Source organism: Streptomyces sp. NPDC003016, assembly GCF_053591455.1.
In genome coordinates, this window is sequence record NZ_JBSFTV010000067.1 from 1 (window position 1) to 26,343 (window position 26,343).

Annotated in this window: 18 protein-coding genes and 1 pseudogene; 9 read left to right on the plus strand and 10 right to left on the minus strand. The window is 70.4% G+C overall.

The window, feature by feature from the left end; genetic code table 11:
* The first annotated feature begins 101 nt into the window (after positions 1-101).
* The 3 genes from ACWDZ4_RS33670 (at position 102) to ACWDZ4_RS33680 (ending at position 2,316) form a co-directional block, all read left to right on the plus strand.
* Positions 102-395: a transposase gene (locus ACWDZ4_RS33670; protein ID WP_451512196.1), complete on the plus strand. Its 294-nt coding sequence runs from the start codon at positions 102-104 to the stop codon at positions 393-395.
* Positions 396-911: 516 nt separating this feature from the next.
* The gene (locus ACWDZ4_RS33675; RefSeq protein WP_451512197.1) at positions 912-1,478 is read left to right on the plus strand and encodes a hypothetical protein; all 567 of its coding nucleotides are present in this window, start codon (positions 912-914) and stop codon (positions 1,476-1,478) included.
* A 16-nt stretch (positions 1,479-1,494) separates the two neighbouring features.
* Positions 1,495-2,316, plus strand: coding sequence for a hypothetical protein (locus ACWDZ4_RS33680; RefSeq protein ID WP_451512198.1), 822 nt, complete (start codon positions 1,495-1,497; stop codon positions 2,314-2,316).
* 180 nt (positions 2,317-2,496) lie between these two features.
* Here the strand turns inward: ACWDZ4_RS33680 and ACWDZ4_RS33685 are convergent.
* The 4 genes and pseudogenes from ACWDZ4_RS33685 to ACWDZ4_RS33700 all read right to left on the minus strand — a co-directional run.
* Positions 2,497-2,712 (minus strand): annotated as a pseudogene (locus ACWDZ4_RS33685) (transposase); the annotation flags it as partial.
* Between the two features lie 9 nt (positions 2,713-2,721).
* Positions 2,722-3,306, minus strand: a complete 585-nt coding sequence (locus tag ACWDZ4_RS33690; protein ID WP_451512199.1) for a hypothetical protein — start codon at positions 3,304-3,306, stop codon at positions 2,722-2,724.
* 72 nt (positions 3,307-3,378) lie between these two features.
* Positions 3,379-4,671: a hypothetical protein gene (locus ACWDZ4_RS33695; protein ID WP_451512200.1), complete on the minus strand. Its 1,293-nt coding sequence runs from the start codon at positions 4,669-4,671 to the stop codon at positions 3,379-3,381.
* A 1,303-nt stretch (positions 4,672-5,974) separates the two neighbouring features.
* Positions 5,975-6,586 carry a hypothetical protein gene (locus ACWDZ4_RS33700; protein WP_451512201.1) on the minus strand — a complete coding sequence of 204 codons (612 nt, stop codon included), beginning with the start codon at positions 6,584-6,586 and terminating at the stop codon, positions 5,975-5,977.
* A gap of 364 nt (positions 6,587-6,950) precedes the next feature.
* On the opposite strand from ACWDZ4_RS33700, the gene ACWDZ4_RS33705 reads away from it, so the two are divergent.
* Positions 6,951-7,400 carry a transposase domain-containing protein gene (locus ACWDZ4_RS33705; RefSeq protein WP_451512213.1) on the plus strand — a complete coding sequence of 150 codons (450 nt, stop codon included), beginning with the start codon at positions 6,951-6,953 and terminating at the stop codon, positions 7,398-7,400.
* Here ACWDZ4_RS33705 and ACWDZ4_RS33710 read toward each other — a convergent pair.
* The 3 genes from ACWDZ4_RS33710 to ACWDZ4_RS33720 all read right to left on the minus strand — a co-directional run bounded on the left by ACWDZ4_RS33710 (position 7,360) and on the right by ACWDZ4_RS33720 (position 11,591).
* On the minus strand, positions 7,360-7,962 hold the full coding sequence (locus ACWDZ4_RS33710; protein WP_451512202.1) for a hypothetical protein: 603 nt from the start codon (positions 7,960-7,962) through the stop codon (positions 7,360-7,362). The genes ACWDZ4_RS33705 and ACWDZ4_RS33710 overlap by 41 nt on opposite strands.
* 1,119 nt (positions 7,963-9,081) lie before the next feature.
* Positions 9,082-10,197, minus strand: a complete 1,116-nt coding sequence (locus tag ACWDZ4_RS33715) for a PucR family transcriptional regulator (RefSeq protein ID WP_451512203.1) — start codon at positions 10,195-10,197, stop codon at positions 9,082-9,084.
* 314 nt (positions 10,198-10,511) lie between these two features.
* Complete coding sequence (locus ACWDZ4_RS33720) at positions 10,512-11,591, minus strand: PucR family transcriptional regulator (protein WP_451512204.1); 1,080 nt, start codon at positions 11,589-11,591, stop codon at positions 10,512-10,514.
* Between the two features lie 632 nt (positions 11,592-12,223).
* Here ACWDZ4_RS33720 and ACWDZ4_RS33725 point away from each other — a divergent pair.
* The 3 genes from ACWDZ4_RS33725 (at position 12,224) to ACWDZ4_RS33735 (ending at position 17,321) form a co-directional block, all read left to right on the plus strand.
* A complete protein-coding gene (locus ACWDZ4_RS33725; protein ID WP_451512205.1) occupies positions 12,224-13,006 on the plus strand; it encodes a glycosyltransferase in 783 nt (260 codons plus the stop codon).
* Entirely contained in the window at positions 13,006-14,508 is a 1,503-nt protein-coding gene (locus ACWDZ4_RS33730) for a glycosyltransferase family 4 protein (RefSeq protein WP_451512206.1), read from the plus strand. Before ACWDZ4_RS33725 ends, ACWDZ4_RS33730 begins: the two co-directional genes overlap by 1 nt.
* Before the next feature lie 263 nt (positions 14,509-14,771).
* Complete coding sequence (locus tag ACWDZ4_RS33735) at positions 14,772-17,321, plus strand: glycosyltransferase (RefSeq protein ID WP_451512207.1); 2,550 nt, start codon at positions 14,772-14,774, stop codon at positions 17,319-17,321.
* Between the two features lie 65 nt (positions 17,322-17,386).
* On the opposite strand, the gene ACWDZ4_RS33740 is transcribed toward ACWDZ4_RS33735, so the two are convergent.
* Positions 17,387-18,859, minus strand: a complete 1,473-nt coding sequence (locus ACWDZ4_RS33740; protein WP_451512208.1) for a hypothetical protein — start codon at positions 18,857-18,859, stop codon at positions 17,387-17,389.
* A gap of 1,606 nt (positions 18,860-20,465) precedes the next feature.
* Positions 20,466-21,620, minus strand: coding sequence for a Vgb family protein (locus ACWDZ4_RS33745; RefSeq protein WP_451512209.1), 1,155 nt, complete (start codon positions 21,618-21,620; stop codon positions 20,466-20,468).
* Between the two features lie 681 nt (positions 21,621-22,301).
* Here ACWDZ4_RS33745 and ACWDZ4_RS33750 point away from each other — a divergent pair.
* Positions 22,302-23,684, plus strand: coding sequence for a Vgb family protein (locus ACWDZ4_RS33750; protein WP_451512210.1), 1,383 nt, complete (start codon positions 22,302-22,304; stop codon positions 23,682-23,684).
* Between the two features lie 187 nt (positions 23,685-23,871).
* Here the strand turns inward: ACWDZ4_RS33750 and ACWDZ4_RS33755 are convergent, their stop codons facing one another.
* Positions 23,872-24,339 (minus strand): CAP family protein, encoded by a 468-nt coding sequence (locus ACWDZ4_RS33755; protein ID WP_451512211.1) that lies wholly within the window; start codon positions 24,337-24,339, stop codon positions 23,872-23,874.
* Between the two features lie 516 nt (positions 24,340-24,855).
* On the opposite strand from ACWDZ4_RS33755, the gene ACWDZ4_RS33760 reads away from it, so the two are divergent.
* On the plus strand, positions 24,856-25,989 hold the full coding sequence (locus ACWDZ4_RS33760) for a hypothetical protein (RefSeq protein ID WP_451512212.1): 1,134 nt from the start codon (positions 24,856-24,858) through the stop codon (positions 25,987-25,989).
* Positions 25,990-26,343: the final 354 nt, after the last annotated feature.

Here is a 26,343-nt window from a genome sequence, read left to right on the forward strand (position 1 = left end):
GGTGACCGACCCGTCAACTCCGTCATCCAACCTGCTGGACGTCCCACAACACACCTCTCTGATCAGGAGTGTTGCTACGACTGGTTGAACCTGGTCAATACGTGTCAATCCGGTATACCGGCCGGCTCGCCGACATCGGCGCCTCTGCCTCCGTCGGGTCGGTCGCGGATTCGTACGACAACGCGATGGCCGAGGCGCTGAACGGCACCTTCAAAGCCGAACTCATAGAGATGCAGGGCCCCTGGAAGGACGTCGACCAGGTCGAGCGGTCGATCTTCCAATGGATCACCTGGTACAACGAAGAGCGCCTCCACTCCGCGCTCGACTACGTTCCGCCCGCCGAGTACGAGGAAGCCTTCCGGCGGAGCCAGGGGCAGACTCCGCAGTCCGCCTGAACCAAGATCACCGGACTCTACGAAACTCGGGGCAGCTCAGTTCTCGGCGAACACGCGGGGCAGAGCGTTCTTTCCCCGGTAGTGCGGCTCACCGGGCACCCTTCGCACGCTTGCGCGGTGCCGCCGCCCGAATCCGTCGTCCTGCGTGGCCACCCGTACCACGGTGAGCCCCGGCGCCAGGGCGCCGGGGCTGTGTCGGTGTCGCACGCCACCTGCACGTCGTGCCCGGCGGCCCGCAGGGCCCAGGCCAGCGGAACCATCGGAGTCAGGTGGGGCGCGGAGACGGACGCCACGAACAGGATGCGCATGAAAGCCCCTGGGCCGGTACGTCGGGAGACCAGGCCGACGCTGGGAAGGCGCCCCCAAGGCCGGCATGAGCCTGGGCCGTGCCGACGCCTTGTGACCGGATTGTGGCTGTCGCGGGTGGCCGTAGAGGTGGAGGATGTCGGCGCGTTGTCCGGCACTACCGAATGCTCGCCTCCCGTCACGGGCGGTGAGAAGTAGGAGGAACCGTCGATGCCCACCCGCACCCTGCGCACGCTCCTCGGCGTGGCCTTGCTGGCCGCGCCCGCCATCGTGCTCGCCCCGCCTGCGCACGCCGACAGCACGGGCACCTTTATCGAGTGTCTGACCGGCAACAGCACGCAGGAGTTCTCGAAGCCGATCACCTACGTGCCGCACCAGACGGCGGTCAACGAGACCGGCACGGTCGGCAACTGCGTGTCCGACGTGCCCGACCTGTCCTATGGAACGTACGTGTACTCCGGCAACGGTGTCCTCTCGTGCCTCGGCGGCAACTCCACCGGCAAGTTCACCTGGAAGTGGCACGACAACGACGGCAACGTCATCGGCAGCACCGTCGTCGGCCTGGACGTGAACGACCCCGCGGTCATCACCCGCATCAACGGCAACAACGTCGCCGCCACCACCGCCGACACCACCGGCGGATCGCTCATCCACCCGGGCCGCATGCTGTACACCGAACAGCTCATCGCCACCGACCAGACCGCCTGCGGCAAGGGCGGGCTGAACACCCAGACGGGTACCAACCTCGGCCTGAGCTTCACCCGCAATGCGACCTGACCCCGCTGACACGAGCATGCCCGCCGCGCTCGGGCTCTGTGGCCGGCGGGTGTGCGGCCACACGTCTGCGGCCTTTCCTGTCCAAGTACAGCCGATCACCTGCTTCAACCCAGGAGTTCGTCAACGCCGGTTGGCAGCCGGGCGGCGCTCGCCGAATCACGCGACAGCTGTCCGCACTCTGCGCGCCGCACCCGGTCTCAACTTCAAGGAGCCGTCCATGCAGGCACCACGACACCTGATACGCGCGCTGCTGTCAGCTGTTGCGCTGGTGGTGGGGCTGATGGCCTTCCCGGCCACCGCCTCGGCCACCACCACCGCCGACCCGCTGCCCACGGGATGCGTCGACATCAGTGACACCGCCACCGTACGAGTCAACTGCAACCTGACGGCCGACGGCCAGCTGGTCAGCGTTCAGATCCAGTGCAACGGCCAGACCAAACCCACCGTTTCGGGCACCAGGCTGATCTTCGACCAGACCGGAAACTGCAACACCGACATCACAACCGCCCTGGGCACCACCGTCAGCTTCGGCTGTATGGGCAACGGTCCGAACAACTTCGAGATCGACACGGCGACGCTTTCCTTCCGGGATTACAGCGCCGGCCAGTGCGACACGACCGTGAAAGCGGGCGGGAAGTACGTGAGCGTGGACACCAAAGGGCGGAGCGAGACCGAGATCCTTCTCACCGCCACGACGGTTGAGGTCACTACCCGCGGCCCCGCATCCCTGACGACGTCCGAGGGCGTCAACTACACCTGCGGCGGCTCGAGCACGGTACGCGTCGACGGCACCGACCCGCTGAATCCGCAGATCAGCGTCACCAACTGCGTCAACTGAGGTTCCCTTCAGCGGCGAGGCGACCCGCCTCACCGCAGACCAGGTGCGGCCACCGGCAGATGCCCTGCCCCGGTGGCCGCACCATCGGTCGCACGGACCCTGCTGCGAGCCGCAAGGTCAGCAGAGCGCGGTCTCGCTTGCCGGTCCAGCTACGACTACCGTCACGCAACCGCCCGACGGCTCGCGGACCTGCCCGATGACACCGGCAGCCGCCCAGCGGGCCATGAATCCGCACCACGTACGCCAGGACGGGAAGTCTTTGGGGAGGGCCCGCCACTTGCAGCCGGTATCGACGGCATAGCGGATCGCGTCCACGATTTCACCGCCCTGGGGACGCGGGGACGGGCGGGGCTGGGGGCGGAGTGCCGCCGGTCGCTCGGTGGCGACCGGCGGTATCCGGTCCGGTCAGTGGCACTGCGCGGGAGTACCGTCCGGGTTGTCCATGATGAAGTTGGCGTTGGCCGAGTCGATGCCGCCCACGTCGAAGTGGACCCGCGGGATCTCACACGGCTTGAGGGTGGGGCTCGTCGCCACCTCGGTGTGCAGGTTGATCGACTGGCCCGGCTCCAGGGAGAGCTTCACGTTCTTGCAGGTCGCCTGTTTGGGGTTGGTGTCGCTGAGGGAGCAGCGGTTCTTCTCCGTGCGGCCGTTGCGGACGATGTAGACTTCCTGCCAGCCCAGCCACGACACCCCGCGCGGGCCGAGGGTCAGCGTGACGTTCTGGGTGGCGATCCGGCTGTTGCCGGTGTTGGTGACCCTCACCATGGGCTCGGCCGGGTCCCCCGGCGTCGCCCTGACGAAGGGCACGTCCTCCACGGTCAGGTGGACGGCCGCCGCCTGGGGGGGCGTGGCGGCCGTGGCGGTTCCGGCGGCCAGACCGCCGCCCGTCGCGAGGGCGGCCAGGAGGGCGGTGGCGGTGGTGGCCTTCCGCAGGCGGCGTGGGCGGGTGCTGCTCATCCGGGCCATGGGGCGATGCGCTGCAGTACTCATATCTGACACTCCTTTGTCTTCCGGGTGGCCGGCCGCTCGGTGGTTCCGCGCGGCCGGGGTGGGGTGGGGCGTCTATCGGCGGACGATGAGGAAGTCGGCGTATGCGGACTTCTCTCCGATGCGGAAGTGGACCCCCGGCATCTCACCGGGCCGCAGGGAGGGGCTGGTACGGACCCGGGTCTCCAGCTCGGTGGACCGGCCCGGCTTCAGGGACAGCGGTACGTCCTTGCACACCGCCTCTGTCTCGTTGCGGGGGTTGACGGTGCACGGCGTCCACTGCTTGCGGTTGTCCGGTCCGGTGACGTGGACCTGCGGCCTGTCCGGCCAGGAGACGCCCGCCGGGCCCAGGGTGAGGGTGAGGTCCGCGTTGCCGATGGGCGCCGAGCCCGTGTTGCGGACGGTGACGCGCGGGGTGGCGATACCGCCCGCCACGGCCTTGATGTGGGGAATGGCCTTCAGCTCCGGCTGGGGCCGGCCGGGCGGCGTGACCTCGAGGCCGGTGACGCGCCACACCGCCTTGCGGCCGGTGTCGCCGATGTAGAGGTGGCCCTGGGAGCTGATGACCACCTCTCGCGGGTCACTCACGCCGGCCACGACGGTCCTCTTGGAGCCACGGTCGAGGTCGACCCGCCACACACGGTTGTTGAGGGAGTCCGCGACGTACGCGTTGCGGTCACCGTCGAGGGCTACGCCCATGGCGTCACCCAGGTCCCCGGCGATCTCCGTTTTGCTGCCGCCGGCGAGATCGACCTCCCACAGCTTGTGGGCCGCGGAGTCGGTGACGTAGGCGTGTCCCTGCCCGTCGAGCGCCACGCTCTGCGGGTCACCCAGCCCGGTCGCGACCTCCCTCTTCTCGCCGCTGCTGAGGTTGATCTCCCACAGCCTGTCGCCCTTGACGTCGGTGACGTAGGCGTGTCCCTGCCCGTCGAGCGCCACGTCGGTCGGGGCGCCGAGGTACTGGGCCACCATTCCGCTCTTCCTGCCGTCCTCCAGACCGATCCGCCACAGCGCCTCGTGCCACAAGTGGGCGACATACGCAGAGCCGGCCCCGTCCAGAGCGACGCCGTGGGCGTCCATGTAATCGGCCACCGCCGTCTTGCGGCCGCTGCCCAGGTCCACCTCCCACAGCTTGTCGGCCAACTCGTCGCCCACGTACAGCTTGCCGGCGGGCTCGTCCAGGGCCACGCCCCAGGCGGACACCCCTTCGGCGGCCATCTGGCAGTCGTCCGAGGGGCAGTCCACCAGAGCCTGCCGGGCAGCGGCCCCGGGCGCGGCGGCTGCCGCCGTGGCATCCGGTCCCGCGAGCAGGAGGGGCGCGAGGGTCAACGCGGCCATCGCGCCGACCACGGTCGTGTGTTTCCTCATGGTGAATTTCCTTCTCTCCCGTAGCCGGCCGGAATTGGCTCTGGTCACAGCGTGGAATGCGCTGCGGTGGCCGACAAGGAAAGCGGAGACAAACCCGACGAGATGGCCAGTCATCGTCACCGGGACGCATACGGCCGGCCGAAGGGCCGCTCATCTCTTTCCTGAGGCTTTCCTGAGGGGTTGAACGCCGGGCGGGACACGGAGAGGGACGGCACGTTCGAGGAACACCCGGGCCTGCCGCCGCCGCGGGCCCCGGTGTTCACGGCGGACACCGGGAGGTCCGTGCGGGGCCACCGCGAGCAGGCCGGGCCCTCGTCAGCCGGTGCCGTGTCGGACGAGGAGGCGGCGCTGCACGGGGCCGGGGCCCCGGCGGGCCCACGGGGCCGCAGGGAGCGCAGCCCGCAGGCGCTCCTCGCGGCGGCGGAGTCAGGCGTGGACCGCCCCTTCCGTACCGCGGGCGTCCGCACGCCCCGAGCCGTGCCCCGTACGGCTCCATCCGCGCCGGAGTCGGGACACCGCGCGGTCGCCAGGCCCGCCGGAACACGGCAGAGCCCCTGACGCCGCGAGGGGCACGGGCCAGGGGCCGAGGGTGACAGGTGCTGGGCCTGTCGTGTGGATCATCCCGGCGCCGCGGGGCCTGGGTCGTGTCCGTCGCGGGAACGACCCAGCAGCGGTCCGGGTGGGTGCCGGGGTTCTTGAAGTCGAAGTCGGAGGTGGCTGTCGGGCCCGCGATGCCCCGCGTCGTACACGGGACGCCGCGGACTTTCCTGTTCCGGCCGGTCTGGGCCCCGGTGGGCGGCTCGGCGCTCCACCGGCCCGAGGCGCACTCCGGCGCCCCCGCAGACGGTTCCGGCCTGCCGAAGCCCGGTGACGGCCGTGGTCTTGCGGCCCGGGGCCTCATCCACCTCGAGGAGCACGCCGTCGGTGTGGTCGGTGGTGTACGCGTGGAGTGGGTCTCCTCTTTCCCGTGCCTCGTTCACGGCCGGCGGCGCTGCCGGGGCGCCGGCGAGGCCGCCGTACCGGCCCAGTGGGCCCTGTCCTGGCGGACAAGCCGTAGGGCCGGTCGCCGTCACGGTGAGGGGGTGGTGGCCGGCCGGCTGTCGGCACCCGTCGTTCCGGCCGCGGGGCAGGTGGCCGGTTCTCGGCTTCTGTGCCGCGATGTTCAGCGCCTGCTGCGGGGCTTGGACGTGGCGCACGCGGAACCGGCCGGGCATCCGCGTCCGCCCGGGGCGTCGTCGGTCTGGGAATCGGCCCCGGGGGACGGGTGGGTGCGGGCCGCGCAGCCGGCACCCATCGGGTGGCGTCAGCAGTAGGGTTGCTGCGTGCCGTCGGGATTGTTCATGGTGACGTAGGAGTCGACCGAGCGGTCACCGACCTGCCAGGTCACCTTGGGGGTCCGGCAGGGGGCCAGTCCGCCGTCGGTACCGACCTCGGTACGAAGCTCCAGCCGGTTGCCTTGAGGTCTCAGGGGCCAGAGCTTCACGTCCTTGCAGAGCGCCTTGGACGGGTCGTCGGGCTGGACGGTGCAGCTGGTCTTCAGGGTCTGGCTGCGGTGGGTGATGTAGATCTCCTTCCAGTTCAGCCAGTGCAGCCCCTCCCCCAGGGTGAGGGTGATGTCCTGGGTGGAGAAGTGGTGCGCGTTCTCGTTCTGGATGGTGATCTTGGGGACCGCGTTGCCACCCGGAGTGGCCCTCTGCCGGGGGACGGCCACCAGGTCGAGTGGCCCGCACTTGGTCGGGTTGTAGTTGGTCCAGTGGTAGACGCTCTTGTAGTAGCAGCCGGTTGCGGGCGGAGAGTCCAGGTCGGCGGCAGCTGCGGTGCCGGCCATCGCGGTCAGGGCGGTGACGGCCGCGAGGGCGGACGTTCCCGCCGCGAGGCGAGTGCGGGCGCCCCGTGATGTAGGGAAGATGCTCATTTTCGTCTCCTTCTGGGGCGCGGAGCGGGCGCAAGGAAGATCCGCCTGCGACAATCCGCGGCCCCGACAGTCTGGTTATGCGCCGCGCCCCGGGCGGCCATGCCGGTGCTCTTGCCGACTGGGCCGGTGTGGCCAAGCAGGCAGCCCCTCATGACCGGGTTCCGCGTCGCCTTGCAGATCCTCTGCCTCGGCCGCCGTACGTTCTCCTCGCAGGTGGCCCAGTCGACCCCGTGCCAGCCGAGTAGACCGTCCCCCGATCCGTTCACCGCAGGCACAGGCCTCGCGGCCGGTGGCGAGAGGGTTGTCGGACCGTGTCGCTCTGGGTGTGTTGACGCGGGCGTTGCCGCCTGAGCGGGTCGATGGGGTGGTCGTCGGGTGGGGGCGTGCGGAGCAGCGGTCGCGGCTGCTGCCGGCCCGGGTGGTGGTGTCCTTCGTGCTCGCCGGGTGTCTGTTCTGCGGGCAGAGCGATGAGGAGGTTGCCCAGCGGCCGGCCCAAGGGCTGGAGCGGGGGCGGTGGTGGCAGAGGCCGTGGCGGGTGCCGGCGGCGGCGATCGCCCGGGCCCGCAGACGGCTGGGGCCGCGGCCGACGGCTGCGGCCGACGGCTGCGGCGGCGCCCGCTGCGTCACCCGCTCGGCAGCAGGCAGCCCACCCGTGGCGCACCTGGCCCACGGGTGGGCTGCCCTGCGAGAGCGCCGAGGAGGACAGCGGTACCGCGCCCCGACGTGCCGAACCGGCGGGTGCCTGGTGCACAGCAGGCACCCGCCGGGTGGGGTCAGCAGTGGGGGTAGTTGCCGTCGGGCTTGTTCATGGTGACGTAGGAGTCGACCGTGCGGTCACCGACCTTCCAGGTGACCTTCGGGGTCCGGCAGGGGGCCAGTCCGCCGTCGGTACCGACCTCGGTCCGAAGCTCCAGCTGCCCGTTGGGCGGGAGGTCGTGGAGCCTCACGCGCTCGCACAGCGCCTTGGACGGGTCGTCGGGCTGGACGGTGCAGCTGGTCTTGTGGGTCTCGCCGTTGACGGTGATGTAGATCTCCTTCCAGTTCAGCCAGTGCAGCCCCTCCCCCAGGGTGAGGGTGATGTCCCGGCTGTAGAAGTGATGCGCGTTGTTGTTCTGGATGGTGATCTTGGGGACCGCGTTGTCACCCGGAGTGGTCCTCTGTCCGGGGACGGCCGCCAGGTCCAGTGGCCCGCAGTTGGCCGGGAACAGCGCGTCCCCGCGCTGGTAGAAGCAGTCGGGCGGGAACCTGTGCAGGGACTCCTGGTCGTCTGCCGCCGCGGTGCCGGCCATCGCGGTCAGGGCGGTGACGGCCGCGAGGACGGACGTTCCCGCCGCGATGCGAGTGCGGGCGCCCCGTGCTGTAGAGAAGATGTGCATGTTCGCCTCCTTGTGCGGGGACGCGCGGCAGGCGGCAGAGATACCGCCTGCGACAACCTGCGGCCCCGACAGTGCGGTTATGCGCCGCGCCCCGGGCGGCCATGCCGGTGCTCTTGCCGACTGGGCCGGTGTGGCCAAGCAGGCAGCCCCTCATGAGCCGGTTCCCGCGTCGCCTTGCAGATCCTCTGCCTCGGCCGCCGTACGTTCTCCTCGCAGGTGGCCCAGTCGACCCCGTGCCGGTCGAGTAGACCGTCCCCCGATCCGTTCACCGCAGGCACAGGTATCGCGGCCGGCGGCGTGATCTCCCTGTTCACCTCCGGTGTCCGGCTTCTCCCTGGGTTCCGGCTTCCTTGCCGTGGTGACTTCACAGGCTCGCCTGATCCAGGTGGGCTCCCTTTCGGGCCGGGCCGCCAGGGCCCGTGTCCGGCGAGTTGGGCCAGGGACAGGCGAAGGCCGCCTCTCCCGTTTCCCTTTGGCCTTCGGACCCGCCGGTCTGTGCTTCCTGGGTCGCCCCTTGAGGGGGTTCCCACGTTCCGCACCCGTACGTCAGGGCTGGGGCGGGCGCCTTCCTCACCGCGGGGCCAGCGGTGTCCTCCCGTCGGGGGTTTCAGCTTCCCAGGGGCCGCTCGGTGCCTGGCAGCGCCAGGTCCGGTAACCGGCACCGGCCTGCCGTCGCGCGGTCTTGGAACCACGGGGTGTCGTCAGGGGTTGGCTCGCGTTCACCCGTCCGGCCCTCTCCTCGCCTCTGGCTCCCCAGTGGCCGAGGGGCCCTTGGAGCTGAACGCTGCGCTTGCCACCTTGGCGTTGCCGGCGGCGCGGGTGAGCGCGGGGGCGGTCCCGTGGACACCGCCCCGCAGTGCAGCCGACCGGTGCCTGCTTCACGTGGCGGTCCTTGCTTGCGCGGAGCGGCCTCGTGTCGCACCTGGTCGTTTCAGGAGGAGACCGCTGTGGTGGCTCGGCAGTCGGGGCAGGTGGCGCCCGGCACGCCAGGGCAGGTCAGCAGCGGGCAGGGGCGTTCACCGTGTTGCCCTGCCCGGATGCCCGAGAGCTCAGTGCGTGCGGAAGGCAAGGGGGTGGGGCAGCCCGCCTGCGGCGCACCACCACGGCTTCCGCGCATGTTCAGGTGCCCAGCCCAGCTCCTCGCCGGCGCTTCTTGCGTGGTGGATCGCCGATCTGTTCGGATGCGCCGGTGAGGAGAAGGGCGAGTTCCGCGCGCAACCGGTGGAGCGGTTGGCTGACGTCCAGGCCGGTGAGTTCGTGCACGCGGCGTAGCCGGTACTGCACGGTGTGGCGGTGGACGTACAGCGCACGGGCCGCGGTGGCGACGCACATGCCGTGGCGCAGGTAGACGCTGAGGGTGGCGAGCAGGTGAGCGTGCTGGCTGTCGGTGTGCAGGGGTCCCAGACAGTGGGAGAGGAAGGTCTCACGCTCGCCGTCGCTCTGTGCCAGCAGGGCGGTCAAGGGGAGGACTTCTCGTGCGTCAAGGCGCCCGACGCGGTAGGAGTCGGCGATGGTCAGGGTGTGGCGGGCAAGGCGGACGGCCTGTGCTGTGTCGCCGTTGTCCACGGGTGCCACCGCGTACAGGACGTCGAGGCCTTCGCACACCGGTGAGGTGGCGCTGAACAGGATGACGCGGCCGTCGACGTCACCGACGAGCGCATGCGGGTTGTCCCCTCTGAGGCGGGAGAGCGCACACCGGGTCCGAGATTCGTCCAGGGCCACCGTGACGAGGCAGTGGTTCAGGGGTGTGAGGACGTGCGGGGCGAGCGCCGGAGGCCCTTGGTGTGGAGGGCGGGGATCGAGCAAGGTGCGCAGCATGGCCGGTGCGCACTCGCCCGGTGTGCCGCGCGCGGCGCCGTCGTGGCCCTGATGGGCAAGGAGGGCGGGGACGGCTCCCCCTGCGGTGGGCGGCAGTTGTTCGTCGGCGTTGCCGGGAGCCTGGCGCGGACGGTGGTGCTGGACGAGGTGAGGGGTGAGTGCTCGCAGCACCGTCTCGGTCACGGTGCGCTCGATGAGGCCCGTTCTGTCCTGCGCGGTTGTTTCGCCGGGCGGGTGGGGGCGGTGTGGGCGCAAGGGTTTGCCGAAGGCGCCGTCGTGCTCCTCCTCCCCCATGCCGTGTGGGGAAGGGTGGACGCGGGTGTTCTGCGCGGTGCTGTCCTGCGCGGTGCTGTCCTGTGTGCCGTCGCTGTGGCCCAGCTCGGCGTGGACACGTTCCACCAGGTGGGTTACGTGCATGCACAAGTGCCGTAGGGCCTCGGTGAGATCAGTGGTGTGGGGTGGGGTGTCGGCGGTGTTGCTCGGACACAAGTGCCGGCGTTGCGACGGGAGGGTGGATAGGCCAGCGAACACGGCGTCACCTCTCACTGTGGGCTCGTCAAGCGGTAACCGTGGCAGGTGGGCCCAGCTCCTCACCTGCAGAGAGGCCGCAGCGCCCGAAAAGCATCTGATTCAGACACTATGCGACATGTGTTGTTCCGGGTTAGGGCCATTCGAGTGTGCTTGCTACGGGTGATCACACGTCCGCAGAGCCGGCCCGGGTCCTGAGCAGGTCAGCCCGCCCGTGCCCGGGGCACCGACCACCCCGACGCCCGGCTCAGGATGAGGGCGAGCTCCACTCGCATCCTGTCGAAGGGGTTGTTGAGGTCGACACCGGCGAGGCTCTCGATAGAGCGCAGCCGGTAGGCAAGGGTGTGCCGGTGCACGTACAGGCTGCGCGCCGCCGCGCTGACGCACAGGTTCTGGGCCAGGTAGGTGCTCAGGGTTTCCAGCAGATAGCGGTGGCGGAGGTCGGTGTACAACGGCCCCAGGCACGAGGTGAGGAAGGACTCCCGTTCGTCGGGGGCCATGTCCAGCGCCGCGATGAGCGGGAGCACCTCGCTGGTGTCGACCCTCACCCCGTAGTGCCGGGCGATGACAGCCGCGAGGGCGGCTCGGCGGGCGGCGCGCATGGTGTCACCGTCCTCGATCAGCACCAGCCCGTAGGGGCCGAACAGTTCAGGCATGTTCGGCCGCTCCTGCGTGAAGGCGGTCACGTTGGTGCCCGTGACGGCCACCAGGGCCTGCGGGTTGAGCGCTCGGAATTTCTGCAGGGCGGCTCTGGTGCCGTGGCCGAGCTGGGTGGCGGCCACACACCACCGGGGAGCCGCCCGATGTGCGGGAACCAGACGCCGGGGGGCGCTGCCGGATGACGGTTGCGGTTGCGGTGGTCCCGGCGGCTCCGCCGGTGAGCGGTAGCGTTCGATGATCGCCACTGTGGCGATCCTGAGGGTGTGGAGAGCCCGCTCCTTGAGAACGTAGGCGCAATGCGTCCGCTGCGGTGAGTGCGCCGGGGTCTGGTTCGCCAGTGCCCTTGCAAGGACGCTGGCACAGGCCTGCTGCTGGACGAGCGCTTCCTCGCACCGGAGCCCGGCGGCGGCGTGGGCGGCGGCCCGGGCGCGGAAGAGCTCCTCCAGGTCCGCAGCCGGGGCGGTAGCGCTGAGTGCGGTCAGCCAGAGGCCCACGTCTTCGCGGACGACATCGTCGCGCCGCCTCTGAGCCTGCCCATGCGCCATCGACGGATCCCTCAGCACTTCCCCGGCCAGCACCGCGACCGTGTCCTTGACGGCGTGCTCGCCGTCAGGGCGCAGCAAGCACGAGCCTGAGTGAGGCAGTTGTTCCGGGCGGTCGGCGTTTCCCATGAATCGTCCTCGTTCGAAGTGGATCCTTCACACACTCGGCCATGCAGGCCGGAGACCAGCTTGCTTTTCCACGCCCAAGAACGGCAATGGGCAATCTGCAGTAAAGAAGAGGCATGGGGATTCACGAACCGGCCACCCTGTCCAATGATTTCCTGACGGAAGCCCGATTTCCGCAGCCCGTGCGTGAGGGGTGCCGATTCCGGGAAGTCCTGGGGGAATGCGCTGGTGCCTGCGCGCCGCACGGGTTTCCTGGAGATGCGCCCCGCGCCCGGGAGTTGGCCAGCTGCGTGCGCGGGGCCGGATGGTACGGAGAATTGCGTGCGGGCGGTGCGCCCCTCCCGGCAGGGGCGCAGAAACGATTTCTCTACATGGTGTCCGGCCGTGGAATATCTTCGACAGCGCGGCCAAATCCCGTGGAGGGCGCTTTTCATTTCGGCAGCGGTCCGCTGCGATGTGTATGCCGCAATTCCATGTCCTGACAACCGGAAACGCCGGCCGCAGGGTGTGCGACGGGACGGGGCCGTCGTGTCGGGACACTCGGCTCGCGATCCCGCCGAGGCGTCGGCGCCCAACAGGGAGGTCTCATGCAAGAACCGCTCGTTCCACCACCGGACACTCGACCGCCGGCCGATCCGGACCTGGAGGCCCTGATCGACCTGGAGATCCTGATCCCGGCCTACAACGAGGAGCTTCGCCTGCCCGCCACCGTGCGGACGCTGGCGGCCCATCTGCGGCGCCTGCCGTTGCGTACGGCGCTTCGAGTCATCGACAACGGCAGCTCCGACAGCACCGCCGCATGCGTGGACGACCTCGCCGCCTCCGGCATTGCGGTCACCGTGACCGGGTGTTCCCAGCGCGGCAAGGGAGCAGCTGTCACGCGCGGCGTGCTGACCTCCCGGGCCCGGTGGACCGGTTTTTGCGACGCGGATCTTCCCGTCCCGGCCAGCGCGGTCGACGATGCGCTGGCTCTGCTGCGAGAGGGCCGGCATGTGGTCATCGGCTCCCGCCGTTGCCCGGGCGCCTGCCTGGCGGTTCGTCAGCCACTGCACCGGCGGGTGGGCGGCGCCGGTTTCCGACTGCTCACCCGGCACCTGTCCGGGCCCGTAAAGGACACCCAGTGCGGGCTCAAGTTCTTCGACACGGCCGCCACGCGCCCCTTGTTCACCGACATGTCCAGCACTGGCTTCGCCTTCGACCTGGAGGTCATCTCCCGGGCCCGGGCGCTCGGCCTGAGCATCGTGGAGTTCCCCGTGGTGTGGAGCGACCGGCGTGGCTCCAGCTTCCGTGCCACCTCCGACGGGCTGCACGTGGCCACCGACCTGTGGCGGCTGCACAGGGACCGTACCGTCAGGGCAGGGGGTGCGTGATGAGCCTGCACAGGACGTTCCCCGATGTGACGCGCTGGCGGGGCCGGCACGTGGTGGTGTGCAACTGGCGCGATGGACAGCACCCGGACACGGGGGGCGCCGAACTCTACTGCGAGCAGGTCGCACAGCAGCTCCACGACGCCGGCGTACGTGTCACCTATGTGACGGCGCGTCCTCGCCGAGCCGCCCGGCGGGAGCAGGCAGCGTACGGCACCGTGGTGCGCGGCGGCGGCCGGTTCTCCGTCTATCCCTTCACCCTGCTGTGGCTCGCGTGGCACCGCCGCCGTGTGGACGGCGTCATCGACTCCCAGAACGGCATCCCTTTCTTCACGCCCCTGGTACTGCCCCGTCGCACACCCGTGGTCCTGCTCATCCACCATGTCCACCAGCGGCAGTTCGCAGTCTTCTTCCCGCGGGCGCTGGCCGCCGTCGGGCGGTGGCTGGAAGCGGCGGGCAGCCGGCTGGTGTACGGGCGGCGCGCGATCTGCGCGGTCTCCCCCTCGTCGCGCGCGCAGATCCGTACGCTGCTGCGTCTGCGCGGGCCGGTGTACCTGGCGCCCCCCGGGCTGAGCGCTGTCAGCCCGGGGGCCAGGGCGGTGCGGCCACGCATCGTGTGTACGGGCCGGCTGGTAGGCCACAAGCGCCTCGACCATCTCATCCGCGCCCTGCCCACCCTGCGGGAGCACATGCCGGCAGTGGAGTTGCACCTGATCGGTGACGGTGCGGAACGTGAGCGCCTGGCACGACTGGCTGAGCGGCTGCGGGTCGGGGAGTGCGTCGTCTTCCACGGGCGGCTGCCGGCAGCTGCCCGCGACGCCCTGGTGGCCTCGGCCTGGATCACGGCCGTCACCTCACCGCACGAAGGATGGGGCCTGTCGGTGCTGGAGGCGGCCGGGGCCGGCGTGCCCGCGGTCACCTATGACGTTCCCGGGCTGAGGGACGTCGTGCGCCATGGCACCACCGGGTGGCTGGTGCGCGAGGGCGAACAGGATCTGGCCAGCGCACTGACCCTGGCGCTGCGAACCGTCGCGGACCCGCAGCAGGCTTTTGCCCTCTACCTGGCCTGCCGCGCATGGGCCGGCCGCTTCACCTGGAGCGCCACCGCCGCTCACCTTCTGGCTGCGCTGAGCGCCGAGCAGACCCGGCTTTGCGGCCGGGACCGCAGCGGGCCGATCAGTGACGCCTGCGCTGTGGTCACCCTCCCGCACCGTCTGCTGCTGCGTGCGGACAGCGGTGCGCTGCGGGTCACCGACCTGATCACGGTGCGCGGTGCGGAGGCCGCGTTGCTGCTGGCGGGCGCGGACGAATACGACGCACACGCCATCCTGGCCAGGATGGGGCTCGACGCGAAGGATCCGCGCGTCCGCGTCCGCCTGGCCCGCCCCGGCGACCTGCTGGGATGGCAACGCCACCCCAGCACAGCGGGTCGCGGCCCGCAAAAGGAGCCGCGTCAGGGCGTGCTGTCCCTGCGCCGCAGACCGCGCCTGTCCCGGACCGGCTGAGGCCGCCTGCCCCACGCGCGCACTTCGTCCGCCGCCTGCGGGTGTCTCTCACCGCTCTGGTCACGAGCAAAGCGCACCGGCCACCGGCCACGCCCGCTCCGGTCCCACCCGCCCCTCATCACGAAAAGCGGCATCCCGATGTCTTCCTCCCCCCGTGGCTGCCCCTCCCGCCCCGCCCCAGCGGCTCATCGGCGTGCAGCCGGCACCGGGCCGTCGCACCGGTGCGCGGGCCGCCACCGCTCCCGCCCCGGGTCCGGCACCCCGTGACCGCCCTGCGCGCGATGCCGGACCCGGCCGCCGGGAAGGCCCCCTCATCACGCGCGGCCGCCCTGCTCACAGGGGCCGCGCTCCTTACGGGCGCCGCCAACTACGGGCTGTCACTGCTGGTCGTACACCTCCTGCCCCCCACCGAATACGTGCGCTACGCCGCGGCATCCACCCTGCTGCTCGCCGTGGGGACGCTGGCGGGGGCCACCATGCCGGCGTTGATGACGCGTGAACTGGCCCACCGTGCGCAAAGCGGCCGGACCGTAGGGGCCTGTCTGCGGATCGCCTTGATGTGTTCCCTGCCGTGCGCGGCTGCGGCGTGCGCGGCCTGTGCCTCCTACGCGCCACCCGCGCTGCTGGCCGCCGTCACGGCCGCGTCCATCGCCATGTGGGTCAACGCGACAGGCGCGGGAGTCCTCCAGGGGCGGCTGCGTTGGGGCTGGCTGGCCGCGCTGTGGCCTGCCGAGGTCGCCTTGCGCGGCGTCGCCACCCTCGTGGCCCTGCGCGCCGGATGGGCAGCGTCCGGGGCCATCGCCGCCTTCGCGTTCGCCGCGGGGGCGAGCGCCGCAGCCGCGGCGGTGACCGGGCGCCGGCCAGGGACGGCCGGCCCTGCCAGGGCGGATCCTGCGGCCGCGGACCGAGCCGGACTGTGGCGGCGAGCAGTCACGGTGGGCCTGGTGCAGAGCCTGGTGTGCCTGGTGCCCACCCTGGACATCGTCGTCGCCTCTGCGGTGTGCGCGGGCGACGCCGCCCTCGCGCCCTACCAGGCCCTGTTGGTCGTAGCGCGCGTACCGATGTTCGTGGCGGCCTCGTTGGCCGCGGTCCTGCTGACGCGTCTGGCCGCCGTGCCCGCCGGCAGCCGGGCGGGCGGCGCGCACCTGCGCGCCGCCATGCGGCAGCACTGGAGGGCGGTGGCCGCCATCGCACCACTGGTGGCGACCTGCCCTCCTCCACTGCTGTGCGTGGTGCTTCCTGCTCTCCCCGCCTCGTCCGGCGGCCTGCTGGTCCCCTTGTGTGTGGCCGGGGTCGCGGGCGCCACGCTCACCGTGGGCGTCACCGTGTTCCTGGCGTGGGGGCCGCTGAGGCCGCTGCTCGCCCTGCTTGTCGCGGCGGGAGCCTTCGCCGTACCCCTGTATGCGGCCTCGGCCGCGCACCTGTCCGCTCTCGCCTGGTCCGCCGCCGCCCTTACGACCGCCACCGCCGGTACGGTCCTCGCCCTGGTCCGGCGGCGCGTGAGGGTTCCTGGTGGTGCGGCGGGAGCCGGTGCGCCGCTCGCCTTGGCGGTGTTCGCCTGCGGGCTGCTGTGGACGGTGCGCTCCAGCACACCGATGTGGTGCCTCATCGCCCTCCTCGTCCTCAGCGCCGCTCTGTGCACCACGCGCTCTCGCCCGCGCCGGCCGGGGCCCTACCGGGTGCTGCACCTCGCCTTCGAAGACCCCCGCTGCCCCGGAGCGGGCGGCGGGTCGGTCCGCACGCATGAGGTCAACCGGAGGCTGGCCGCTCGTGGTGTGGAGGTCACCGCCGTCTGCGCGCCCTGGGCGGGCGCCACCCCCGCGGTCCTCGACGGCGTCCGGTACGTGCCGCTGCCGCGCTGCCCGGGGCGGCTGGCGGGCAGCCGTTTCCTGTGCCAGCTCGCCTACTTCGGCGCCATCACAGCCGGCCTTCCCTTCCTGCTGCGACGTACCGGCCCGGACGTCGTCGTCGAGGACTTCGCCGCCCCCTTCGCCTCCGTCGCCATTCCCCGTCTGACCCGTCTGCCGGTCGTCGGCCTGGTGCAGTGGCTGTCCGCCCGGGACAAGGCCCGCGAGTACCACCTGCCGTTCCACCTGGTGGAACGGTACGGCCTGAGGTCGCACACCACGCTGGTCGCCGTCAGTGAGGGGCTCGCCGCCGAGCTGCGTCGCCGTCACCCCGGCGCACGGACCATCGCCCTGCCGAACGGGCTGGACCCTGCCGCGCTACGGGCCCGTCCCGGCGCGCCCAGGCAACACCTGGTGTATCTGGGCCGTTTGGAAATGACGTCCAAGGGTCTGGACCTCCTGCTGCACGCATACGCACGGGCCGCTGAGTTCATCACCTGCGATCTGCTGATCGCGGGGGACGGACCCCACACCGGCCGCGCCCGGGCCCTCGCCGCGCGCCTGGGCATTGGACACCGTGTGAGGTGGCTCGGCCGTGTCGACGGCTGCGCCCGGTTCGAACTGCTGGCAACCGCACGCCTGGTGTGCGTCCCCAGCCGGTATGAGACCTTCGGGATGGTCGCCGCCGAGGCGCTGGCGACCGCGACCCCCGTCCTGGCCTTCGACATCCCCTGCCTGCGCGACCTGGTGACCGACCAGGTCGGCGTCCGCGTCCCTGCCGGGGACGTCACCGCCTACAGCAGGGCCTTGGTGGCGCTGGCTCAAGATCCTCAGCGCTGCAGGGCCCTGGGCGCGTCGGGCCCTGCCGGCGTCCGTCACCTGGACTGGGACGCGGTGGCCGAGGCACAACTGCGGCTCTACCGAGCGGCAGGCAGCGACGGCCGTGACGTGCCGGGGGCCCGGTAGGTGCGGTGCGGGCAGGGCGGTTGGGCGGTTTCGCAGGAGCCGGGTCATCGAAGCGAAGACCTTCGTCATGAACCCCTCAGGGATCGCACGTCGTAGACCTCCAGCGCGCCGGCCGTGGCCCCCGGTTCGCGGTGCACGAGGACAGCTCGGCGGCCCAGCATCGCGTAGGACGCCGGATCGATCAGGGTGTAGCCCTGTTCTACGAGCTGGCGCGAGACCACCACGTAATGCGCGCGGCGGCCGCCCTCATGCGTCGGGACGCTCCACTTCTGGGCCCGGGCGCGCGGAAGGACGAGAGGGACGGTGTCATCGGTGGCGGCAACGACCTGGTGGGGCGGGACATGAGCGGTGACCCACTGGGCGAGCCGCCGGTGGGCGTCGTCCCGGCGGGTGTGCACCTCCGCCCATACCCTGGCATCCAGGACGAGGGCCAGGGCGGTGAACACCAGGGGAAGAACCGCGGCCCGCCAGTGCGGGGTCCAGCGGCCGAGGCATGTGCGGACGTCTCGGAAGCGAGCCGCATCAGCGCTCAGGGCAAGGGCCAGGACGCCGGCCACCAGCGGCGGATAGAACATCTGCTCTTCCAGGGTGCCGAAGAACACCGTGTACGGAAGGGCCGTGAAGGTACAGCCGGCGCAGGCGGTGATCACACTTCGGGCCGGGGAGCCGGCGTACCGTGCGGGCTGGCGGTGACGGACCCACAGCAGCCAGAAGGTGGCGCACGCCCCGAGGAGGATCAGGCTGTAGGAGACAGCGAAGACACCGGTGCGGGCGAGCAGCCGCTCGTGCAGATCCGTGGTGTTGTGGGGGCTGTTGAAACCGGTGAGCTGGTTGACGCCCAGAGCCCGCGCGAGGCCGTCGAGCTTCTGCTGCCTCCAGGCGTCCCACGCCCCGGTGGCGGCGGTCACGCCCACATAGAGCCCGTAGCCTGCCGCGGTGACGGCGGCGGCGGTCAGCCGCATGCCCCTGGCCGGCCGCCCACCGGCGACGGCCAGAAGGGTGACGGGGACCAAGGACAAGAGCGCGTACCAGTCCTTGGTCGTCACGGCGACGGCGAACAGGGCGCCGGCCGCGGCGCCGGTGACGGTACGGCGGCGGACTGTCGCGGGCAGGCGGGCGAGAACCAGCAGGCCCAGCACCGTGGCCGCCATGGCCTGCGACTCCAGGAACGCGCGGCTGTCGAAACGGTTGAGGAAGGGGTCCATGCTCAGCAGCAGGCCGGCCGCCCAGGCGATCGGAGCGTGAACGGCACGGCGCAGCAGGGCGGTGGCCGCGACGACGGTCACCGCCCCGGTACAGGCGCTGACCGGCCGCAGGGACAGCACGGCCGTCAGCAGTGCGCCGGGGTCCCCGGTGTCGCCGGACAGGCGCAGTACGACGGCCATGACCGCGAACAGCGCCGGCGGGTGCAGCGCGAAGTAGTCGCCCTGGAAGGCCGGTCCGTCGCCCGCGGCGACGGACCGGCTGATCGAAACGTAGTAGCACTCGTCCACGTGGACGTCATAGGCCCGGTCGACGGCGATGAGCCTCAGGGCCAAGGCAAGCGTGAACAGGGCGCTGAGGCCCGCCCACCGCCGGGCCGGGGCCGTGCCGCTCCTGGACGGGCCCGGGCCCGGGGGCAGCAAGTTCACCGCAGCCTCGCGCCGTGGGCGCGCGCGGTGCGTGCTACGGCATCCCTGCGCGGACCGCCATCGGGTGCACCGGGCGCGAAACAGCTCGCGTGCCAGCGCGGCCCCGGCGCGAAACCCAAGGCCGCCGGCGATGCGCAGCCGGCACCACCCGCCTTCTTGGCCGGTGCTCCCGGGGTCCGCTTCCCGGCCCGCAAAAGCCACGGGCCGGCCCGCTGCCCCCGATACGTGCGGCGGGCGGGAACGGTCATGTGCGTTCGGCGGGTGTTCCACGGCAGTGCTGCGCCTTTCGATGCGGGCGAGGGGGATTTGCGGGCGGCGGGTGTCCGGCGGCCGGACACCACGCACGCAAGGGGGCGCTACCAAAGGAGCCCTTGATGCAGGACGGCCCTGCCCAGGTGCCTCTCCTGCGGCCGGAGCAACACACCCGGCCGGACGACGAGGGCGCAGTCACGCCGCGTCGCCGGCCGTCAGGGGCGACGCGGCAACGCGGGGCAGGAGGGCGGTACGAAACCGGCTCCTGCGCTCAAGCACGGTGACGGCACCTGGCGGGCCTACCGTCGGGGCTGGTCGTCACCGTGCTGGCGTCCGCACCGTGGCCCCGGCCCGGAGGCGGACGCGCGGCATCTCACCCGGCTCCGGATCCGGGTTCGAGGCGGCCTGCGTGCGCAGACCGACCGACTGGCCGGGGTCCGGGGTCCGGGGTCCGGGGCCCGGGGAGGGGCCCGGGGCCCGGGGCCGGGGCCCGGGGAGGGGCCCGGGGCCGGGGCCCGGGGAGGGGCCCGGGGCCCGGGGCCGGGGCCCGGGGAGGGCTTCACTGCCCTGCACCACGCCTAGCGCGCGTTGCTCTCGCTGATCGGGCACCGGTTCTTCCCGGTCGTGGCGCCGCGGATGTACGCCTGCTGCCGGCCCGGCCAGGACAGACCACGCGGGCCCAGGCTCACGGTGACGCCCTGCGTGGCGGCCCGGCTCCTGCCGGCAGGGGTGACCACGGCCTTCGGCGCCGCCGGCTCACCGCGAATCGCGCTGACGAGGGCAACGTCGTGCCCGCCGGGTTCCGCGGCAGCCGCCGCTCAGGGCTCTGGCGCCGGCTCCAAAGCAGCGGCGGACGCGTGGGTGGGACCGCCGGCCACCGTCGCGGCCCCGGCCCGCCCCCGGCGCGTACCGCTCCTGCAAAAATGGTGCCGCATGGCTGTGAGCACGCTCTTCACTCCTTGCGTGAGGGCGGGACACATACTTTCCCGCCGCGCTCTGCTCTGCTGTATGAACCTTGGCTCTGCTGTATGAACCTTGCGCGCAGAAAGCGGCCGGCAAAGGTGTTCCAGGCCGTGTCCGGCCACTGTGGCCCATGCCCTCGCCCGCTCGGCACACGACCGGGAAGCCCTGCCCGGGGCGGTGAGTTCCGAGGTTTTCGTGTCTATTTCGCCGCCATGGCGCAGAAGCCCCCTCACGGGAGTGAGGGGACTTCTGTCAGCGCCTCACCATGCCCTGGGGGCGGGCAAGGCGCGTGGGGGGTTCAGCCCTCGCTGTGGCCGGCCCGCCCATCGACCACGAGGAAGTCGGCATCGGCCGACGCTTCCCCGATACGGAAGTTGACCCGTGGCATCTCCCCGGGCCGGAGCGCGGAACTGGTACGGACCTCGGTATGCAGTTCAGCCGACCGGCCGCGGTCCAGGGACAGGTTGACACCCTTGCAGATGGCCTGCCGCCTGTCGTGGGAGTCGATGGTGCACTGGGTCCTGCGCTCGGTCTCACCCTGGGTCACGTAGATTTCCTGGGGGTTGAGCCAGGAAACACCTTCGGGGCCGAGGGTCAGGACGACGTCCGTCCTACCGGCCCGCACGGAGCCGGTGTTGGTGACGGTCACCGCGGGAGAAGCGACGCCACCCGGCACGGCTTCGCGGAACGGCACCGGGATCAGCGACACCTGGGTCCGGCCGGGAGGGGTCACACTGTGGCCGGTGATGTGCCACACCACGTCGCGGCCGCTGTCGGCCACGTAGAAGTGACCGCTCTGGTCGATGACCAGCTCCTGCGGGTCTTTCATACCGGTGACGATATTCTCCCTGGTTCCCCGGTCGAGATCGACCCGCCACAGCTTGTCGTTCCACGAGTCCGTCACGTACGCCTGGCGGTCACCGTCGAGGGCCACTCCGGTGGCGTCGCCCAGATTCCTGGCGATCTCCGCCTTCCTGCCGTTGGTGAGGTTCACCTCCCACAGCTTGTCGTTCCAGGAGTCGGTGACGTAGGCCCGCCCCTCACCGTCGAGCGCCACACCCTGGGCGTCTCCCAGACCGGTCGCCACCTCGTGCTTGCTGCCGGTGGCCAGGTCGACCCCCCACAGCTTGTCGTTCCAGGTGTCGGTGACGTACGCCTTGCCCGAGCCGTCCAGGGCCACCCCGGTCGCGTCTCCCATGCCCTCGGCGACCCTCTCCTTGGTCCCCCGGTTCAGATCGACCCGCCACAGCACGTCGCGGTGCGGGTCGGCGACATACGCCGACCCGGCCCCGTCCACAGCCACACCGCGGGCGTCCATGCCCGCGGCCACCTCGTACTTGCGCCCGCTGACCAGGTCCACCTCCCACAGCTTGTCGGCCGCTTCGTCGCCGACATAGAGCTTGCTCGCGCTCTCGTCCAGAGCCGCACCCCAGGCCGATACACCGCTCACCATCTCGCGGCATCCGGCCGAGGGGCAATTCACCTCCTGCTGAACCGCCGCCACCGGTGCGGCATTCGCCGCCGTGGCGAATGACCCCGCGTAAAGAACCGGACTGACGGCAAGAGCCAGAACTACTGCACCGGCCCTCAATCTGAGATCTCTCATGTGACTGTCCCTTCTCTTTCCCCCACTGCCGTTCTCGTGCGGCAGTGGGGGAAGTCTGGGCATCAACAGGAGTGTCCGGCGATACTTGGCGAATCGATTTGTACACCATGCCCAGTCACCGTTGCAGTGCGGCAGGGGTTTCGAACCGGCTTGAAAGAACAGATCCCTCAAGGACGTCCGTGATGTCCCGCCCCGCACCAGGCACACCCCAAAGCAACGGCATGGTCATCCGATCAGCCCGGTCAACCGTCATGCCGGGCCCCAAGGCCCTTGTTCCGGAGCCACCAAGAAAACACCGGGGCACACGGCAGGACACCCCTGTGCCCCCCGGGGCGCCCAGAGCGCCCGGCCTCCTCACCACTAAAAACCTATCCGCTGCCCAGGGGGCCACCGTGTCCCAACCGGCCGGCGCATCGGGTTGCCCGGCGGCCATAGCGCGCATCACCGGTGAAAGGGGTGCACTGGTGATCCTCTGGCGGGAAAAGTTCCCTGCTCTCCACGCACCCGGTGAACAAGGAGTGTGCGCTCATGCAGGCAATGGTATTCAGCAGGGCCGCCCGGGGCGGGGCACAGGGAAGGCGGGCACGGTGGGTGGCCGCAGCCCTCGCGGCTGCCGCCCTCTCCCCTCTGGGCGGCATGCCGGCCACGGCAGCCCCGGCCGCGCCGTCGGAGGGGGATACGGCCTCGCCTTCGGTCGCGGTCCGCTCCTGCCCCTCGGCGTCCTGCCGTCGGATCGCCACTGGCACCGGCGAACCGGTCTCGGCGGCCGAGGACAGCACCGGCAAGACGCTCTACGTCTTCGACCGCTCCGGCTCAGGATCCCTGTGGCGGGTCGATACAGCCACCCGCACCAAGGACCCCGACCCCGTGGCCACCGGCCTCGGTCACGCCGACATCGCCCTCGCCGACGACCGCACCGCCTACCTGGCCGACTACAACGACGACCACCTGTGGCGGGTGAACCTGGAGACCGGCGAGAAGACCAAGGTGGCCGACCTCCTCAACCCCAACGGCCTGGCACTGGACGGCCAGGGACACGCCTACGTGGCCACCGCACAGGCCAACAAGACCGTCTACAAGGTCAACCTGACCACCGGTGAGAAAGAGGAGGTCGTCGTCGCCCCCGGCTCGCTCTCCGGCATGGCCCTGGACGGGAACGGCGGAGCGTACACCTTCGACTTCGACCACCACGTCATCTACCGGGTCGACCTGCGCACCGGCGACCTGACCACCGTCGCCAGGAACCTGCCCGCAGGCTCAGGGGCCCTCGCCCTGGACGGCGCCGGCAACCTCTACACCGCCGACCGCGACAACGGAATCCTCAACCGGATCCGGCTGAGCGACGGCACCGTGACCAAGGCCGCCACCGGCCTTGGCCGGCCCGCCGACGTCCGTCTGCGCCGCGACGGCAGCGCCCTGGTCAGCGACCCCGACAGCGGCACAATCTGGCACGTCACCCACCTCCGCAGTGACAACGGCCAGACCCCGCCGGGGAACACCAAGGTGGAACTGCACCCCGTCACCCACATCACCGCCGTCCCCGGCCGCAGCGCGGTACCGCGGGTGAACGTCACCAACACCGGCGCCCACCACATCGGGAACCAGGACATCACCCTCAAGCTGGGCCCCGAAGGCGTCAAGTGGGGCTTCAACGTGGTCTACCAGGACCGCGACGGCCGCACCGTGGAGACCCCCTGCCACACCATGGCGGACCAGCCGGGCACCTCGCTGTGCAAGAACGTGCCCCTGAACCTCGACCCGGGACAGTCACTCGAACTGCGCACCGAGGTGAACACAAGCAAAGCACTCAAGCCCTGCGACCTGCCCTCGATCACCTGGACCATCGCCGGCACCAGCACGAAGACAGACTGGGTGATGAAGAACGAAGACGGCAGCCCCACCCGCTGCTGACCCCCCGGCCGACGAGGCAGCGGCACCCGCCGCTGCCCCCAACCACACCCCCCACCACCCCCTTCGACACACCCCAGCCAACGAGACACACCCACACCCCCCACCACCCCCCAAAACCCCACAACCACCGCCCTCAGGTTCCCCCGTTGTACAGGAGGGGCGTGGTGGGGTCTGTTCGCCGATGGTGTCATCCCGTGGGCGGGAGAACGTTCTGCTCGTACCGGCCCTGGTAATTGCCGGGGGGCTGGTAGTTACACACCACGTACGTCTCGTACCACTTCGAGCTCTGGCCGGCAGCCCGCGCGCAGCCGATGCTGGTGGTCTCCTTCCACACGACCTGCGTGAAGAATCCCGTTTCCATGCTGTAGCCGGGGCGCGCGTAGTCGTATTTGCGGCGCTCGTCGTACCAGGCGGTCACCGCTTGCTGGCAGGTACCCATCTGTCCGGACTGGGTAGTGGCGGACCAGTGGCGGCTCTCTCCGTACCCCGTGAATCCCGAGTAACCTTTGCTGAGCCCTTCGTACTGGGAGATGTAGTTGACGCGGCTCTTGGCGTGGTCGACGATCTTGGGGTCGATTTTCAGCGCCGGGGCACCGTGGCGGGCCCGGTAGGCGTTGTGTGTCTTGAGGCAGTCCTGCTGGAAAGCGTCGTCCATCCGCAGCGGCAGTGGAGGACGGGCCCAAGCCGGGCCAGCCGCGGTCATCAGCGTTGCGAAGGCTGCTGCGGACGCCATCGCGGCATTTCGCCGGAGTCCGGCCATGTCGTCTCCCTGTTCCTCGGTTCAGATCACTCTCCTGGCATAACGCAAGGAAACCGCAGAGGACACCGGGTCCGGTGTTCCACCCCCAACTCCACGTCTGGTACCGGCGGGCTTCCGGGCGGGCGTGATGCGCCTCCGGGGGCGGGCGCCACAGAGTGAACCCTTCTTATCCTGCGGTGTGAGGGTGATGACCAGCGGTGATCGGGTGCCGGCTGGGCCGGCACGAGGGCTGCTCGCCGCCATTGACGATGGCGGCGAGCACCTCGTGTCGCATGTTCATGAAGACGTGCGTGGCGTATGCCGCTCAGGGTGCGTCCCGCTGGGAAACTGACTGGTGGTCGCCGAAGCTTGCGCGACGCAGTCTGCGCGGGCGGCGCGCACCGGTCTGCGCGCAGGGTGGGAGGACGGGGAATGGTCACACGCAGAGGATTCATCGACGGAATGTCGGCGGCCGGTGGCGCAGCGCTCTTGGGCATCGCCCCGGCGGCGTCCGCCACCACGCATGCGGGTGCGGGGGTGACGAACGCCGAGCTGAGGGCCCGTGACGCGATCCGAGCGGCCAACGTCGGTATGCGTGCGAGCTATGCCGCGCTCAAGTCCGAACTGATCAGTCGTCTGAGTCCTGTGATCGTTGTCCAAAATGATGCCACGGGCGGCAAGTTCACTCTCATCCATGGTGGAAGCCCACAGGAATCCGTCAACCCGGTGCCCGAGCTGTTCGAGCTGGCGAAGTCGGTCAGCCATGTACCTCAGGGCATCTTCTCGACCATTGCCGCGTACCTGAGCGACAAGGTGCCCAACCTCCCCAACGCCGACCGCATCGATCCCCATGACCTGGACATGGTTGCGTTCGAAGGGCCTGGGGCGGCCGGCTGGATCGGCCCGCTCCAGGGTTATGCTGCCACGCTCACCACGGCACGCCGGCGGCTCGGGGAGGCCAATCTGCCACGGGAGCTGGAAATCTCCTGCGGGAAGATCCTCGATGAGGCACTCATGTTCATCCGTGATTCCGTGAGAAGCGGAACATTCGACATGGCGTCGTTCGAGGAGTTCTCGGGCAAAACGTACCCCAGTATCCGCACGAACATGAAGTACGCGGCCGCGGCGCAGATCTCCGGTGTGGAAGGTCTCATGCGGAAGTGGCGGGACGCGGTCGGCGAGGAGGCATGGAAGGACCTGTATACGGTCGTGCTGTCGATCTGGACGACGTCCGAGCTGAACCAGGCTTCGATCATCATCAGGCGATGCATGAATCCGGCGAAGGCCGCCACCCACCTGATCGGCCTGCCGACCGTCGAAGTTCCTCGCGACCCGATCTTCGTCGCCCTGGACAATCTCGCCCGGATCGTTCAGGACAATGTCTCAGCCGAAATGGTCTTCCCCACCGATCCGGTGATCGCGGACGCCTTCAAGGGCAAGGAGGACTTGCTCTCCGTCGAAATCCTGCACCAGATCGGGGCGACGGCCGGGGCACCCACAGCCTCCCCCTCGACGGCCGCGTCCGCCTGCCCAGTCCACAAGGAGAAGGCTCAGCCTGTTCTTTAAGGTCCGGCCGACCTTGAAAGTTGGCCGCATTGAAACTCGTCTCCGGAGGGCTCGTTCGGCACAATGATCGTGTGACAAATAACGAGGAAGCCGGCGTACCGTCCATCAGTGCAGGGCTTGTTGTAGGCATGCTGATCGGCATTCCAGTTGGGCTCGTGCTCGGGCTGGCCGTTTTCGACAACATGGCAATGGGCCTAACGAGCTCGTGCATGGTTGGCGGTGGTGCGTGGAGGGCCCCGAGTTGATCGGTGTTCACTTCCGCCGATCGATTCGGGTGATGCTCTCTTGGTGTGAGAGAAGCCCGGCGATCGCCTGGACGGTGTCACTCATGTGCTCGCGGCGGCCGTGGTGGCG

Excerpts from the sequence above, each read along its gene's own strand:
- ACWDZ4_RS33675 (WP_451512197.1), top strand. The coding sequence starts at position 912 with ATGCCCACCCGCACCCTGCGCACGCTCCTCGGCGTGGCCTTGCTGGCC.
- ACWDZ4_RS33680 (WP_451512198.1), top strand. The coding sequence starts at position 1,495 with ATGCCCGCCGCGCTCGGGCTCTGTGGCCGGCGGGTGTGCGGCCACACG.
- ACWDZ4_RS33690 (WP_451512199.1), bottom strand. The coding sequence starts at position 3,306 with ATGAGTACTGCAGCGCATCGCCCCATGGCCCGGATGAGCAGCACCCGC.
- ACWDZ4_RS33695 (WP_451512200.1), bottom strand. The coding sequence starts at position 4,671 with ATGAGGAAACACACGACCGTGGTCGGCGCGATGGCCGCGTTGACCCTC.
- ACWDZ4_RS33700 (WP_451512201.1), bottom strand. The coding sequence starts at position 6,586 with ATGAGCATCTTCCCTACATCACGGGGCGCCCGCACTCGCCTCGCGGCG.
- ACWDZ4_RS33710 (WP_451512202.1), bottom strand. The coding sequence starts at position 7,962 with ATGCACATCTTCTCTACAGCACGGGGCGCCCGCACTCGCATCGCGGCG.
- ACWDZ4_RS33715 (WP_451512203.1), bottom strand. The coding sequence starts at position 10,197 with ATGCACGTAACCCACCTGGTGGAACGTGTCCACGCCGAGCTGGGCCAC.
- ACWDZ4_RS33725 (WP_451512205.1), top strand. The coding sequence starts at position 12,224 with ATGCAAGAACCGCTCGTTCCACCACCGGACACTCGACCGCCGGCCGAT.
- ACWDZ4_RS33730 (WP_451512206.1), top strand. The coding sequence starts at position 13,006 with ATGAGCCTGCACAGGACGTTCCCCGATGTGACGCGCTGGCGGGGCCGG.
- ACWDZ4_RS33745 (WP_451512209.1), bottom strand. The coding sequence starts at position 21,620 with ATGGTGAGCGGTGTATCGGCCTGGGGTGCGGCTCTGGACGAGAGCGCG.
- ACWDZ4_RS33750 (WP_451512210.1), top strand. The coding sequence starts at position 22,302 with ATGCAGGCAATGGTATTCAGCAGGGCCGCCCGGGGCGGGGCACAGGGA.
- ACWDZ4_RS33755 (WP_451512211.1), bottom strand. The coding sequence starts at position 24,339 with ATGGACGACGCTTTCCAGCAGGACTGCCTCAAGACACACAACGCCTAC.
- ACWDZ4_RS33760 (WP_451512212.1), top strand. The coding sequence starts at position 24,856 with ATGGTCACACGCAGAGGATTCATCGACGGAATGTCGGCGGCCGGTGGC.